The organism is Stakelama marina (genome assembly GCF_018122655.1).
Lineage (GTDB): Bacteria > Pseudomonadota > Alphaproteobacteria > Sphingomonadales > Sphingomonadaceae > Sphingomonas > Sphingomonas marina.
In genome coordinates, this window is sequence record NZ_JAGRQC010000004.1 from 65,955 (window position 1) to 80,227 (window position 14,273).

Annotated in this window: 14 protein-coding genes; 6 read left to right on the forward strand and 8 right to left on the reverse strand. The window is 64.7% G+C overall.

Annotated elements, in window-relative coordinates:
- The first annotated feature begins 70 nt into the window (after nt 1-70).
- Both J7S20_RS12900 and alr read left to right on the forward strand, forming a co-directional pair.
- Nucleotides 71-1,657 carry an MFS transporter gene (locus J7S20_RS12900; RefSeq protein WP_284054657.1) on the forward strand — a complete coding sequence of 529 codons (1,587 nt, stop codon included), beginning with the start codon at nt 71-73 and terminating at the stop codon, nt 1,655-1,657.
- Between the two features lie 46 nt (nt 1,658-1,703).
- Nucleotides 1,704-2,765, forward strand: a complete 1,062-nt coding sequence (gene alr, locus J7S20_RS12905; RefSeq protein WP_284054658.1) for an alanine racemase — start codon at nt 1,704-1,706, stop codon at nt 2,763-2,765.
- Here the strand turns inward: alr and J7S20_RS12910 are convergent.
- Nucleotides 2,750-3,937 carry an FAD-binding domain gene (locus tag J7S20_RS12910; protein ID WP_284054659.1) on the reverse strand — a complete coding sequence of 396 codons (1,188 nt, stop codon included), beginning with the start codon at nt 3,935-3,937 and terminating at the stop codon, nt 2,750-2,752. The two genes, alr and J7S20_RS12910, sit on opposite strands and share 16 nt — an antisense overlap.
- Nucleotides 3,938-4,011: 74 nt before the next feature.
- On the opposite strand from J7S20_RS12910, the gene J7S20_RS12915 reads away from it, so the two are divergent.
- Nucleotides 4,012-4,641: a TetR/AcrR family transcriptional regulator gene (locus J7S20_RS12915; RefSeq protein WP_284054660.1), complete on the forward strand. Its 630-nt coding sequence runs from the start codon at nt 4,012-4,014 to the stop codon at nt 4,639-4,641.
- Nucleotide 4,642: 1 nt separating this feature from the next.
- Here J7S20_RS12915 and J7S20_RS12920 read toward each other — a convergent pair whose 3' ends face one another.
- On the reverse strand, nt 4,643-5,818 hold the full coding sequence (locus J7S20_RS12920) for an acetyl-CoA C-acetyltransferase (RefSeq protein WP_284054661.1): 1,176 nt from the start codon (nt 5,816-5,818) through the stop codon (nt 4,643-4,645).
- A gap of 44 nt (nt 5,819-5,862) precedes the next feature.
- Nucleotides 5,863-6,936 carry an alpha/beta fold hydrolase gene (locus J7S20_RS12925; protein WP_284054662.1) on the reverse strand — a complete coding sequence of 358 codons (1,074 nt, stop codon included), beginning with the start codon at nt 6,934-6,936 and terminating at the stop codon, nt 5,863-5,865.
- Between the two features lie 13 nt (nt 6,937-6,949).
- Here J7S20_RS12925 and phaR point away from each other — a divergent pair, with 13 nt between their 5' ends.
- Nucleotides 6,950-7,513, forward strand: coding sequence for a polyhydroxyalkanoate synthesis repressor PhaR (gene phaR, locus J7S20_RS12930; protein WP_284054663.1), 564 nt, complete (start codon nt 6,950-6,952; stop codon nt 7,511-7,513).
- Nucleotides 7,514-7,532: 19 nt separating this feature from the next.
- On the opposite strand, the gene J7S20_RS12935 is transcribed toward phaR, so the two are convergent.
- Nucleotides 7,533-8,339: a class I SAM-dependent methyltransferase gene (locus J7S20_RS12935; RefSeq protein ID WP_284054664.1), complete on the reverse strand. Its 807-nt coding sequence runs from the start codon at nt 8,337-8,339 to the stop codon at nt 7,533-7,535.
- Nucleotides 8,340-8,387: 48 nt separating this feature from the next.
- On the opposite strand from J7S20_RS12935, the gene J7S20_RS12940 reads away from it, so the two are divergent.
- On the forward strand, nt 8,388-8,573 hold the full coding sequence (locus J7S20_RS12940; RefSeq protein ID WP_284054665.1) for a hypothetical protein: 186 nt from the start codon (nt 8,388-8,390) through the stop codon (nt 8,571-8,573).
- Nucleotides 8,574-8,577: 4 nt separating this feature from the next.
- Here J7S20_RS12940 and J7S20_RS12945 read toward each other — a convergent pair whose 3' ends face one another.
- Nucleotides 8,578-9,750: an aspartyl protease family protein gene (locus J7S20_RS12945; protein WP_284054666.1), complete on the reverse strand. Its 1,173-nt coding sequence runs from the start codon at nt 9,748-9,750 to the stop codon at nt 8,578-8,580.
- An 81-nt stretch (nt 9,751-9,831) separates the two neighbouring features.
- Entirely contained in the window at nt 9,832-11,361 is a 1,530-nt protein-coding gene (locus J7S20_RS12950; RefSeq protein WP_284055082.1) for a TadA family conjugal transfer-associated ATPase, read from the reverse strand.
- Between the two features lie 137 nt (nt 11,362-11,498).
- Between J7S20_RS12950 and J7S20_RS12955 the strand changes: the two genes are divergently transcribed.
- The gene (locus J7S20_RS12955; RefSeq protein ID WP_284054667.1) at nt 11,499-12,386 is read left to right on the forward strand and encodes an aspartyl protease family protein; all 888 of its coding nucleotides are present in this window, start codon (nt 11,499-11,501) and stop codon (nt 12,384-12,386) included.
- Here the strand turns inward: J7S20_RS12955 and J7S20_RS12960 are convergent, their stop codons facing one another.
- Nucleotides 12,387-12,641, reverse strand: coding sequence for an ATP synthase F1 subunit epsilon (locus J7S20_RS12960; RefSeq protein WP_284054668.1), 255 nt, complete (start codon nt 12,639-12,641; stop codon nt 12,387-12,389).
- A 156-nt stretch (nt 12,642-12,797) separates the two neighbouring features.
- Nucleotides 12,798-14,270 carry a F0F1 ATP synthase subunit beta gene (gene atpD, locus J7S20_RS12965; RefSeq protein WP_284054669.1) on the reverse strand — a complete coding sequence of 491 codons (1,473 nt, stop codon included), beginning with the start codon at nt 14,268-14,270 and terminating at the stop codon, nt 12,798-12,800.
- Nucleotides 14,271-14,273: the final 3 nt, after the last annotated feature.

Sequence of the window (14,273 nt, forward strand, 5' to 3'; positions counted from 1 at the left end):
CATTACAACCGTATCTATTGATGCGCGGCGCTGCTCGCGTCATGCTGCGATGAAAATAAGGGGGAATGTAATGGCGACTGCCGGGGCGGGCGAACCCAGTGCAAAGGACATGCGGCTTGTCATCACCGCATCGTCGCTCGGCACGGTGTTCGAATGGTATGACTTCTTCATCTACGGGACGCTCGCCGCGTCGGGAATCATCGGCAAGACCTTCTTCCCGGGCGGCAACGAGGTCATCCAGACACTGCTCGCATGGGCAGGCTTTGCGATCGGCTTCGGCTTCCGCCCGCTGGGCGCGGTGCTGTTCGGCTATCTTGGCGACCGGCTGGGGCGCAAATACACGTTCCTCATCACCATCACGATCATGGGCCTCGCGACGGCGGGGGTCGGACTGGTGCCGTCGGTCGCGGCGATCGGACTGGCTGCGCCGGTCATCATCATTCTGCTCCGGGTGGCGCAAGGGCTGGCGCTGGGCGGAGAATATGGCGGCGCCGCAGTCTATGTCGCCGAACATGCGCCGCCGGGCAAGCGCGGGCACCATACCAGCTTCATTCAGGCGAGCGTCGCCGGCGGATTCGTACTGAGCCTTGCGGTCGTGCTCATCACCAAGGCGCTGATGCCGACCGCAATGTGGGATGCGTGGGGCTGGCGCATTCCTTTCGTCTTCTCGCTGCTGCTCCTTGCCGTTTCGCTGTGGATGCGGATGAAGCTGTCGGAAAGCCCGGTCTTCGCAAAGATGAAGGCCGAAGGCGAAACCGCGGCCAACCCGTTCAAGGAAAGCTTCACCTATCCCGGCAACTGGAAGCGCCTGCTGGTCGCGCTGTTCGGCATCGCGGCGGGGCTGACCGTGATCTGGTACACGGCGATGTTTTCCGTCCTGTCCTTCCTGTCTGGGCCGATGCGCGTCGATCCCACCACCGCGCAGATCATGACCGGTATCGGCGCGCTGTTCGGGCTGTTCTGGTTCGTGTTTTTCGGCAAGCTGTCGGACCGGGTGGGCAGGAAACCGCCCATCGTCATCGGCTATGCGGTGACGCTCGCCGCGTTGTTCCCGCTATTCTGGGTAATCGGGTCTTCCGCCAATCCGCATCTCGCGCGCGCTGCCGAGCGGGCACCGGTGGTCGTCAGCGGCCCCGACTGCCGCTACGATCCGTTCGCCAGTGCGCAGTCCGATGCGTGCGGCCGCCTGCTCGACGAGCTGTCCAAGAAAGGCATCGCCTTTTCCACCGTCCGCACGCCCGCCGTCAGCGTGACGGTGGGTGGGGTACCCGTGGAGGACACGAGTTCGGAGGGGCTCGACGCGGCGCTGACGGATGCGGGCTATTCGCTCGACCGGGTCGTGCCGTCGCCGGGGAACATCGCGATCATTCTGCTGGCCATCATCATGCTGAGTGCGCTGGCCGGGGCCACTTATGGCCCCGTCGCGGCACTCCTGACCGAGATGTTTCCGGCGCGTATCCGCTACAGTTCGATGTCGATCCCCTATCATATCGGCACGGGCTATTTCGGCGGGTTCCTGCCCTTTATCAGCCAGTATATCGTCGCGCGGACGGGCGATCCCTATGCCGGGCTGTGGTACACGATGGGCGTGGTTGCGCTGGCCTTCGTCGTGACGCTCGTCTGGCTGAAGGAAGATCCGAAGGCGCGAACGACCTGACGAGACCGGCTCGACGTGGCAGGGGCGGGCGGCTATCGCGACGGCGATGAACGTATCCGCTCCGATGCGCCTCGACCTCGACGGCGATGCCCTTGTTCGCAACTGGAAAGCGCTGGCTGCGCTGAGCGGCAGTGCCGCCTGTGGTGCCGCGGTAAAGGCCGATGGATATGGACTCGGCGCGCGCGCCGTTGTCGAGCGGCTGGCCGCGGCCGGATGCCGCGATTTCTTCGTCGCCACCTGGGCCGAGGCAGAGGTGCTGACCGACATCGGCGTATCGATCTCGGTTCTCCACGGCGTTCGCGAAGACGATATGGCAACAGCGACCGGCGCGCAGTCGTTGCGGCCGACGCTCAATACGCCAGAACAGGTTCGCCGCTGGCGAAGCGCGGGCGTCGGCAAATGCGATGTGATGGTCGACACGGGCATGAACCGATTGGGCGTGTCGGTGGAAGATGTCGCCGGCGGTCTGCTCGACGGGCTGAAGGTCGACACGCTGATGAGCCACCTCGCCTGCGCCGACGATCCCGGGCATTTACTCAACGAACGGCAGCGTTCGGCGTTCGCGGGGCTTGCCGGCAAGACCGACGCGCGGCGGATGAGCCTCGCCAATTCGGCGGGGATCGCGTTGGGTTCCGGCTATGCGTTCGATCTGACGCGGCCGGGCCTGGCGCTCTATGGCGGCGTACCTGTTGCTGCGCTCGAGGGGCGGATTGCGCAGGTGGTTACCCCCCACGCGCAGATTCTCCAGCGCCGCAGCGTGAAAGCGGGCGGCACGATCGGCTACAACGCAACCTTCACCGCGCCGCGCGACATGGAGGTCGCGATCCTCAATATCGGCTATGCCGACGGCTATTTTCGGGGCTTTTCCGACACCGGCAGCGCACACGCCGATGGCAGGCGGTTGCCCGTTCTCGGCCGCGTGTCGATGGATTTGACGGCGATCGGCCTCGATACCGCTCCGCATCTGCGTGAAGGTGACTGGGTAGCGATCGACTTCGCGCTACCCGCAGCCGCCGCAGCGAGCGGAATGTCGCAATATGAGCTGCTGACCGGGCTGGGGCAGCGGTATGAGCGGCGGTGGACCGCCGGATCTCAGTCGAGCGGATAATCCGGCAGGACGAAATCGTCGCGGACGCTGTTGCCGACGAAACGGTCGGCGACGAACGGAAATTTCATCATCTTCACGACCGTATCGCGTATGAAGAGGCCCAGCCGCGTCTTCGGTGCGAAGGAAGAGGCGAAGTCGCGCGCGGCGGCTTGCTTGCCGTTTATGAAGCCGCGCAGCTTGTCCTCATATGCGGTGAAGGCGGCTGCGTGATCGTCACCCGCGCGCGCCAGTTCCCCCGCGAGGACATAGGCTTCGGTCATCGCCAGGCCGGTCCCTTCACCCGCGAGCAGCGAAACGCACGCGGCGGCATCGCCGAGCAGAGCGACGCGGCCCTTTGACCAGCGCGGCATCACGATCTGGCTAACCTTGTCGAGATAGAGCGAGGGGGCGGAGTCCATCGCCTTCAGGATCGCGGATGTTTCCCATCCCAGCCCGCCGAAGACCCGGTGAAGCGCCGTCTTGCGCGCGGCCGGTTCGTCGGGCAGCGCGCCTTCGAGATATTCGTCGGCAAGAATGAACAGGAACAATGTCGATCCGTCGGCGAGCGCGAAGCGCGACAGGCTGCGCCCCGGCCATGACCGGGTGACATAGACGTCGGGGTCGCGCGGTTCGTAACCGGGCGCGTTGAAGGCGGCCACGCGGTAGCCGAGATCGCGTTCGAACTGGTCTTCCCGGCCGAAAACGAGGTGCCGGACATTCGAATGCAGGCCGTCGGCGCCGATCAGCATGTCGGCTTCGATCGTTGCGCCGCTGTCGAGGCGCAGGGCGACGCCGTCCCCGTCCTGATCGATCGCAGCTATGCTGTCGCCGAAAAGCGTTTCGACGCGACCCTTCACGGTGTCGAAGATCGCGTTCGCAAGATCGCCGCGCGGCAGGCTGGTATAGCGACCGCCGGTCATTCGCCGGAACACATCGACGCCGAAGCCGCTCGCTTTCGAGCCGTCGTCGCGCACGAAACGGACTTCGCGAACCGAATATCCGTGGTCGCGAACGGTATCGAGAACGCCCATCCGTTCGGCCAGATCATAGCCCAGGCCCCAGAAATCGATGATGTACCCACCCGTGCGGAAATGATCCGCCTGCTCGATGATCGTCACCTGATGGCCGCCGCGAAGCAGCCAATGGGCAAGCGCCGGCCCGGCCACCCCGGCACCGCTGATGACGATCTTCATGATGTTCCTCCATTGCCAGCGACTCGCGACAGGCTTTATTATGACTGACTGCTCAGTCATAATAAAGGTGCGGCATGAGCCCGAAGCGGATCGACAGGACGGAACGGCGGCGCGTGATCCTGCGCGCGGCGACCGAGGTTTTCGCCGCGCGCGGCTATCGTGCGGCGACGATGGAGGAGATCGCGGCGGCGGCAGGCGTCGCGAAAGGCACGCTCTATCTCTATTTTCCGAGCAAGGAGGCGCTGTTCTTCGCGCTGTTCGAGAGGTTTGCCGATGACGCGATGGCCGAAGGCGGTGCCGATAGTGAAACGACCAACGCCGTCGATGCGGTCGCGGCGCTGCTGCTCCAGATTGCGGCCCGGATCGATGCGGACACGGTGTTGGTGCCGCTGACGCTCGAATTCTGGTCGGTGGCGGGGGTGGCCGAAACGCGCGACAGGTTCGGCGCGCGCTACGGCCAGATGCTCGACATGTTTCGCGGACAGATCACCGCGATGCTGCGCGCGGGACAGAGGCGCGGCGAGGTGAAGGAGAAGCTGCCGCTTCAACCACTTGCCTCGACGTTGCTGGGGGTGATCGACGGCCTGATCGTCCAGCGCTGGGTCGATACCGAGCTATCGGTCGCCGATACGCTCCGCGAAGCGTTGCCCGCGCTCATGGCGGGAATGCGAAGCGGGCCGGGGGATGCCCGGCCTGCTGCCTAGATCAGTCGCGCTCGACGCACATTGCGATGCCCATGCCGCCGCCGATGCACAGGGTCGCAAGCCCCTTTTTCGCGTCGCGCTTTTCCATTTCGTAAAGCAGCGTGGTCAGAACGCGCGCGCCGCTGGCGCCGATCGGGTGACCGATGGCGATCGCGCCGCCGTTGACGTTCACCTTGTCGGCGTCCCAGCCCATGTCCTTGCCGACCGCCAGCGCCTGCGCGGCGAACGCCTCGTTGGCTTCGATCAGATCGAGATCGGCGACGGTCCAGCCGGCCTTTTCGAGCGCCTTTTTCGACGCGGGAACAGGGCCGATGCCCATGATCGACGGATCGACGCCCGCCGAGGCCCAACTCTTGATCCGTGCGAGCACCGGCGCGCCGCGCCTCTTCGCCTCATCGGCGGACATCACGACCAGCGCTGCGGCTCCGTCGTTGATTCCGCTGGCATTGCCCGCGGTAACCGTTCCGTCCTTCTTGAACGCCGGGCGTAGCGCGCCGACGCCTTCGACGGTGGCGCCCGCGCGGATATATTCGTCCTGATCGACGATCGTGTCGCCCTTGCGGCCCTTTACCGTGACGGGAGCGATCTCGTCGTTGAAGCGACCGCTTTCGCGCGCCTTTTCGGCGAGGTTCTGCGAGCGCACCGCAAATTCGTCCTGCGTCTGCCGCGTGAGCTGATATTGCTCGGCCAGATTTTCCGCGGTGATGCCCATGTGATAGCCGTTGAACACATCGGTCAGCCCGTCCTTGATCATCGTATCGACCAGGCTGACATCACCCATTTTGGTGCCGGTGCGCAGCGTCTGCGCGTGCGCGGACATCGACATCGATTCCTGACCGCCGGCCACGACGATATCGGCGTCGCCGCCCGCGACCATCTGATAGGCGAGCGCGACGGCGCGCAGGCCCGATCCGCAGACCTGATTGACGCCCCATGCCGGGACCTCTTTCGGCACGCCGGCGGCCATGGACGCCTGGCGCGCCGGGTTCTGGCCCTGCGCGGCGGTCAGCACCTGGCCCATGATGACCTCGTTCACGTCCTCGCCGGTGATCTTCGACTGCGCCATCGCCGCTTCGATCGCGGTCTTGCCCAGTTCGTGCGCGGGCACGGTGGCAAGGCCGCCGAGAAAGCTTCCCACGGGCGTGCGCTTGGCGGCGGTGATGACGATATCGGGCATGAAAGGCTCCTTGTCGGCAAGGGATCGGATGATTCGCTTGGCCGCTACTTAGGAAGCGGAAGCGCGGTTATCCAGTCGGCGAGCGGTTGCCACAGCGCTTCGCGTGCGCGGCTGCCGACGACCATGCCGACATGGCCCGCGCTCGTCGTCCGCTGGTCGCGCAGCCCGATCGCGGTCGCGGCGGGCACGATCCGGTCGGTGGTGGACACGAACTCGACCATCGGCGCGTCGATCAGGCTGGGCATCGCCACCTTGCCGCGCACCTGCCATCGCGCCTGACCCGGCAGGTCGGCGGCGAAGAAGTCGTCGAACATCTGGCGGCCTGCCGCATAGGTCAGCGGCGCGCCGGCATTGGCCCAATCCTCCAGCGCAACGAAGGCGCGCGCCTTTTGGCTGTCCGGATCAAGCTCGGCAAACCGTTCGAACTTGGCGACCGTGCGCGCGGGGTCCAGCCGCCAGAAGCCCGATTGCAGCACCTCCATCGGGACGAGCCCCAGTGTCTCGCAAGCCGGTTGCGCCGCGTGCCACAGCGCGTCGATTTCCGACAGCGCGGCCGCGCCGAACGCCGAGAAACGCCACGGCGCCGCGATCAGCGCGACGCCCGCGACCGGCAGCGCTGATGCGGCGCCGAGTGCAAGCGTCCCGCCCAGGCAATAGCCGACCAGCACCGGCGGCCGATCGAACGCTTCGAGCATCGGCAGCAGCAGCGCTTCGACATGCGCGGTGATGTCCTCATGCGAATCACCGGGCTCGGGCGTGCCCCAGTCGACGAGCAGCGGGCGCACCGCAGTGTGGCTTGTGAGCCACTGCAACAAGGAATTGTCGGGTGCGAGGTCGAGTATGAAGGGCGGGTTGATGAGCGACGGTACGAACACGACGGGCCAGCCCGTTCCGCCATGGTCGCGCAGTGTCGCACGTCCCGATCGCGCAACTATATGCTTTTCCGTGCGAATTTCGCTTCTGGGTGCGGCCTGATAGGCGGCGAGCCCGCGCAAAGCGGCCGCGCGGCGTTCCGGCGATGCTGCGGTTTCGCTGCGCAGCATGTCGAGGAACAGCGGTAGGGGGCGCGGTCCGTGTTGCGGTGCGTCATTGAACGATGGTAGAGCTCGTTCAGACATTTGCGAGGGCCTCATGAAGAAGACGAATCCGGGGGACGGTCCCGTCATCATCAAGAAGTACGCCAACCGGCGTCTCTACAATACCGAAACCTCTTCCTACATCACGCTCGACCATCTGGCGGCGATGACGCGCGAGGGGCGCGATTTCAAGGTCATCGACGCCAAATCGGAAGAGGACATCACGCACAACGTCCTGACGCAGATCATCATGGAAGAGGAAAGCCGCGGGCAGACGATGCTGCCGGTCAGTTTCCTGCGCCAGCTGATCGCGCTCTACGGCGATTCGATGCAGGCGATGGTGCCGGGCTATCTCGAAGCGTCGATGGACAGCTTCCGCCGCAACCAGGCCGAGTTCAAGCATGCGGTCGAAGGCGCGTTCGCCAATTCGCCCTTCGCCGAACTCGCCAAGCGCAACATGGCGATGTTCGAAGCGGCGACTTCCGCGTTCAAGCCGGGGGCGGCGACCGCGGAAAAGGGTAATGGCGACGCGCCGAACGGCAGCAAGGACGAAGAGATTTCCGCGTTGCGCGCCGAACTTGCCAAGCTTCAGGACAAGGTCGAAAAGCTGAGCAAGTAACCGCGTCACGCGAACGCGCTCACTTCGGTTTCCTGAACCGGATCGTCATCCGGTCGCTTTCACCGATCGCGGCATATTTGTCGCGGTCGGTATCGCCCAGCGTATAGGTCGGCGGCAGCGTCCACACGCCACTTGCATAATCATGCGTGTCGGCGGGATTGGCGTTCACTTCCGACATGTCGGCGAGCTTGAAGCCGGCTTTCCTTGCGTAGCCGGTGATCGTGCTGACCTTCATATAACCGCTGCCACCCTCGCGCGCCGAAGGCATTGCTTCGGGTAGCCGGTGATCGACGATGCCGAGCGTCCCGCCGGGTTTGAGCATCGCATACATCTGGTCGAACGCGTTCTGCGCGACTTCGGGCCCTGCCTGTTGCCAGTTATGCGCATTGCGAAACGTCAGCACGACATCAGCGGTACCTTCGGGGACCTTGGGCAGTGTGTCGCCTGCGGGAAAGGATGCCAGGCGGATATTGCCATAGGTCGCGCGATCGCGTTGCTGCATCGCCCTGACGGCTTTCAGGCCGCCCATATTCGGCGCGGCTTCGTAGAGCGTGCCCTTGTCTTTCAGATAGGGCGCCAGGATTTCGGTGTACCAGCCGCCGCCCGGCCAGATTTCGACCACCGTATCGTCCGGCGCGACATTGAAAAAGGCGAGCGTATCGACCGGGTGGCGATAGCGGTCGCGCGCGACATTGGCGGGGGTGCGCGTGCTCGCTCGGGCCGCCTCGCGAAGCGCCTCGCGCTGAATTTGCGGCGCGCCCACCGCAACGCTGGTGACGGCGGCAAGCGTGGTGCCTATGGCGATCAATGCGAGGCGGTGGCCCATGGCGGCTTCCTGCTGGTGACGAATCGATCGGGAACTGGAAATACCCTGATGCACGAACGCTTGTGGATGGCGGTTGTTGCGCTGGCTTTGCTGGCGGTGTTCGCAGGGGTTGCGGAACATCGTCGTGCGCGTCGCGACGACCTCGACCGGATCGGGATCATCGCCTGGCCGACGGTTCAGGCGCTTGCGCTGATGGCAGCGCTGATCGTCGCGGCGGCAGCGCTTTTCGGCTGAAGCGTCAGTAGAATTGGGCGAGCGTGAGCGCGCGCTTGGTGCCGTCGCACATGCCCAGCTTCACCACTTCGCCGGGCGGGCCGGCGGACCAGCTTGTGTCGGCGGACAGGCCGTTGCCCGCGATCGGCGAGCCATCGACCCGGCAGATCGTGTCGCCGTCCTGCCAGCCGTCATGCGCGGCAGGGCTGTTCTTCATCACATGGAGGACGCGCAGCCGATCGCGATCGAGCCCGACGAGCAATCCGCTGGTCGAGCGTATCGGCACTTCGTCGACCTTCTTGCCGGGACGGAAAACGATGTGCCCGGCATGCGGATCGAGGAGGACGCGGTAGCGCTGGAGAAAGGCCGAGCCGATCCGGCCCAGCGTGCCCGTCTTGGTCGAAAAGCCCATATCGTCTTCGATGCGCAGTTCGACATTGTGTGCGGTCAGGCCATCGACATGAAGTTCGGGAAGGATCGTCAGCCGGGTTTCGATCGGCCCGCCGAGGCCATAGGCGACCGCCGACGTCACGGCTTTGGGCTTCAGCCCCGATTTCTTCCAGGTCGATTGCGTCACCGTGACCGCGGCGCCGTCGCCAGTATCGACGAGCACGGGCTTGATGTGTTGCCTGCCCAGCGTCAGCTCGCTGACATAGACCTTGCTGCCGCGCGACAGCGACAGCGGCGCGCTGACGCCGCGAAAGGGCATGCGCCCCGACGGCAGGATACGAAATCGCCGGGCATCGTAATCGATATCGATCGCGCAGCATGACAGGATGTCGCTGCCGATCAGCATATCGACCGGCGTTGCGCTGCCCGTCGCCATTGCCGTCAGATCGGCAACCGCAATGCGGCCGCCCTTGCGCTTCAGCCCGCCGAGTTCGATCGCGCGCGGTGCCGCCCAGCCGATCGCGACATTGCCGCCGATCGCATCGGCTTCGGATTTGGCGCTGATGCGCAGCCCCGCGGTTCGCGCAAACTTGGCGGAAGCAACCGATACGCTGACCCCGGTGTCGAGAATGGCGGTCGCGGGCTTTCCGTTCACTTCCATGTGAAAGCGGATCTGGTTTCCCGGTGTCAGATCGAACGAGACCCAGCGCGCCTCGGCGTCGTGCGCCAATTGAATCGATGGCGGCGCGGCAATTGCGGGTGCGGCGCCAAGCACCAGCAGGAGAACCGCAAGAATCGTCATACGCATGACCGCAGCCTAGGCGATGTCCGGGGCGGTTTCCAACGCGCGCGACTACTTAGTGGTTCGGGATAACGGGCAGGGGCTGCGTCAGAGGCACGCCTCGAGCAATGCCTGGTCGAAGCCGAACTGCTTGGCCTTGTCGAGCGTATAGGGACGCAGGCCCATCGAGCGATATTCGCCGATGATCTTTCCATCGGCCGATTCGTCGAGATATTCGAACTTGAACAGCTCCTGCGTGACGATCACCGGGCCTTCCATGCCGATCACCTCGGTCACGTTGGTGACGCGGCGCGAACCGTCGCGCAGACGCTTCACCTGGATGATGAGGTCGACCGAGTCTGCGATCTGGCGGCTGATCGCTTCCTTCGGCACCTTGATGTCCGACATCATCACCATGTTCTCCATACGCGCGAGGCATTCGCGCGGGGAGTTGGAGTGGAGCGTCGCCATCGAGCCGTCATGGCCGGTGTTCATCGCGGCGAGCAGGTCGAAACATTCCGACCCACGAATTTCGCCGAGGATGATGCGATCAGGGCGCATACGCAGCGCGTTCTTGACGAGGTCGCGGATCGTGATCTCGCCTTGCCCTTCGAGGTTGGCCGGGCGCGTTTCGAGCGGCAGCCAGTGCGGCTGTTGCAGGCGGAGTTCGGCCGCGTCCTCGATGGTCAGCACGCGCTCGCCGGGGTCGATCATCTTCGACAGTGCGTTGAGCATCGTCGTCTTACCCGAACCGGTGCCGCCCGAAATGACGACATTGAACCGGCTGGCGCCCGCGATCTTCAGCGCGGTCGCCATCTTCTCGGACATCGATCCGCCCTTCGCCATCATGTCGAGCGTGATCGGCTTGGCGGAGAATTTACGGATCGAGATCGCGGTGCCCTTCAGACTCAGCGGGGGCACGATCACGTTGACACGGCTGCCGTCCTTCAACCGGGCGTCGGCGAGCGGTGTGGTCTGGTCGACGCGGCGGCCGACCGAGTTGCAGATGCGCTGCGCGATCTGGAAAAGATGTTCCTCGTCGCGAAACTGGATATTGGCAAGCTCCAGCTTGCCCTTGCGCTCGACATAGGTCTGTTCGGGACCGTTGACCATGATGTCGCTGACCGCCGCATCGGCCAGCAATTCCTCGAGCGGGCCGAGGCCGAGCAGCTCGTCGACCAGCACCTTTTCAAGCGCGAACTGTTCGCGCCGGTTGAGCGTCAGCTTCAGCTCGGCGAGCACCTCGTGGATGATCGGGCGGAATTCCTCCGCCAGCTCGTCCTTGGTCAGCGTCGCGGCGGCTTCGGGGTCGACGCGTTCCAGCAGGCGCGGCAGCACCTGTTCCTTGATCCGGTGGATCGAGCTTTCGAAGCCTTCGACCCGGCTGTTGCCTGCTTCTCCCGATGCTGCCTGACGTTCGGCGAGGCGCGACATCGCGTCCATGCCGGGGGCGGGGGGACCTGCCGGTACAGCCTCGGCGCCCGATTGGTCGGCGGCGGGTGCCTCGTCGGGCAACTTCGCCTCGTCGATCGGCGGAAACTGGCTGCCCCCCTGGTCGTCCTTGGGCTTGGAAGCAGCGCCGCCGCCCTGCATCGGGCGGGCGACTCCAAAGGAGGGGCGTCCACCGCCCGTTCCCATGCCACTACGTCGACCGAATGCGCTCACAGCCCAACTTCTCCCGGTAAAACAGTCACGCCGACAGCTACCGGGTAAGGCTTGATATTTGACTAACCAAACCTCCACGCCGTTGAATCGGACACGCGCCTCTGTATTATATGCGTAATACACAATGGGAGATACCGATGCGCGTCTCGTCGTTGCTGCTTGCGCTGGCGCTGGCTCTGTCCTCAGCATCGCCGGCGCGGCAACCGGACCCGGGCAGCGGGGACAGCATTCCGTTCGAGCTCGATCACGGACACATCTTCGTCAGCGCGTATGTCGACGGTCACGGACCCTATCGGTTCGGGTTCGATAGCGGCGCCAGCGGCATGGGCCGCGCCGACGTTGCCCTGACCGCCGAATTGTCGCTGCCGAAGACCGGGCAGGCCGAAAACTCCGACGGCGTCCGCGTTACCTCGACCGACATCGTTTCGGCCAGGAGTCTTCGGGTCGGAAACCTCGAACGGCACGATGTCCGGCTGCTCTCGCGCGACTACAACGGGGGTCGCAAGTCCGGCGTCACGCCGATGATGGGGATAATCGCGCGTGATTTCTTCGCCGACCGGACGGTGATCATCGACTATCCGGCGCGGACGATCCGTTTCTCGGCCCAGCCTTTGCGCCCCGACGAACAAGGTGTCGTGCGCTACGGCAGGAGCTTCGCGATTCCGGTGTGTTTCGCGAAGGCCTGTTTCCCGGCCAAAGTCGATACCGGATCAAGCCGCGGTCTGGTGATCCCCAAACAGATCGCACAGCGGTTTGCGCGCGGAACGCCGACAAGGATCGGCAGCGCCGCAAGGACAAACAGCTCCGTCACGCTCTATGCGGTTGACCTCGATCCGCCGATGCGCGTGGGAAAAATGGCCGTGACGAGCAGAAAGGCGCTGTATGCGGAGCCGTCGAGCGACACGACGATTATCGGATCGGACTTCCTGAAAGACTATGTCCTGACCATCGATCCGCGCCACCGGCTGCTGCAGATCAGCGAGCCGGAGCGCGATTGATCATTCCGCGTGTTCGGCAAGGACCGTCAGGCCCTTGTCGTTGACCTCGGCAAAGCCGCCGCGGATCGCGATCGTTTCCGGCTGCGACTTTTCTTCGGCATAGACCGTCAGATTGCCGTCACGCACCGTTGCCATGAACGGCGCATGGTTCGCCAGCACGCCGAAATCGCCTTCGGCGCCGGGAACGACGACCTGATAGACCTCTTCCGACCGGACGAGCTTTTCGGGGGTCACGAGTTCGAAGTGCAGGGGCATTTTTCTCAACTCCCCCCTCCCTTTCAAGGGAGGGGCAGGGGGTGGGTGAGTGGCGGGCGGGCTGGGTGCCCGGTCGCCGCTGCCGCGGCGAGCGCTGCCCTTGGAACAGCGCACCCACCCCAACCCCTCCCTTGAAAGGGAGGGGTCGGATGTTCGTTACGCTTCGTTCGCCATCTTCTCGGCCTTGGCAATCGCTTCGTCGATGCCGCCGACCATGTAGAAGGCGCTTTCGGGCAGATGGTCGTATTCGCCGTTCACGACCGCCTTGAAGCTGCGGATCGTGTCTTCCAGCTCGACGAACTTGCCGGGGATGCCGGTGAAGACCTCCGCGACGTGGAAGGGCTGCGACAGGAAGCGTTGGATCTTGCGCGCGCGGCTGACGGTCAGCTTGTCCTCTTCGGACAGCTCATCCATGCCGAGAATGGCGATGATGTCCTGCAGCGACTTGTACTTCTGCAGCGTCGACTGGACCGCACGCGCGGTTTCGTAATGCTCCTGACCGACGACGCGCGGTTCGAGCACGCGGCTGGTCGAATCGAGCGGATCGACCGCCGGATAGATGCCGAGTTCTGAAATCGCGCGGTTGAGCACGGTCGTCGCGTCGAGGTGCGCGAACGACGTCGCCGGCGCCGGGTCGGTAAGGTCGTCGGCGGGAACGTAGATCGCCTGGACCGAGGTGATCGAGCCCTTGTTGGTCGAGGTGATCCGTTCCTGCAGCGCGCCCATGTCGGTCGACAGCGTCGGCTGATAGCCCACCGCCGACGGGATGCGGCCGAGCAGCGCCGACACTTCCGAACCCGCCTGGGTGAAACGGAAGATGTTGTCGACGAAGAAGAGCACGTCCTGCCCCTCCTGATCGCGGAAATATTCGGCGATGGTCAGACCCGAAAGCGCAACGCGGGCACGCGCGCCCGGAGGCTCGTTCATCTGGCCATAGACCAGCGCGACCTTGGAACCTTCGCTGACGGCATTGCCTTCATCGTCCTTGGCGATGACGCCCGCGTCGAGGAACTCGTGATAGAGGTCGTTGCCCTCACGCGTGCGCTCGCCGACGCCCGCGAACACCGAGGTGCCGCCATGGCCCTTCGCGATGTTGTTGATGAGTTCCTGAATGAGCACGGTCTTGCCGACGCCGGCGCCGCCGAACAGGCCGATCTTGCCGCCCTTCGCATAGGGGGCGAGCAGGTCGATGACCTTGATGCCGGTGACCAGGATCGCGCTTTCGGTCGACTGGTCCATGAACTCGGGCGCCTTGGCGTGGATCGGCGCCTTCAGGTCGGTGCCGATCGGCCCGCGCTCGTCGATCGGCTCGCCGACGACGTTCATGATGCGACCCAGCGTCTTCGGTCCGACAGGAACCGAAATCTGATCGCCGGTGTCGGTCACAGTCTGGCCGCGGGTCAGGCCGTCGGTGCCGTCCATCGCGATGCAGCGAACGGTATTCTCGCCAAGATGCTGCGCAACCTCGAGAACGAGGCGGCTGCCGTTATTGTCGGTTTCGAGCGCCGAGAGAATTTCGGGCAGCTCGCCGTCGAACGTCACGTCGACGACGGCGCCGATCACCTGGCTGATGCGGCCGACATTGTTGGTGCCCGTGGCGGGGCGGGTGTCTTCAGCGGCGGTTGCCATTGT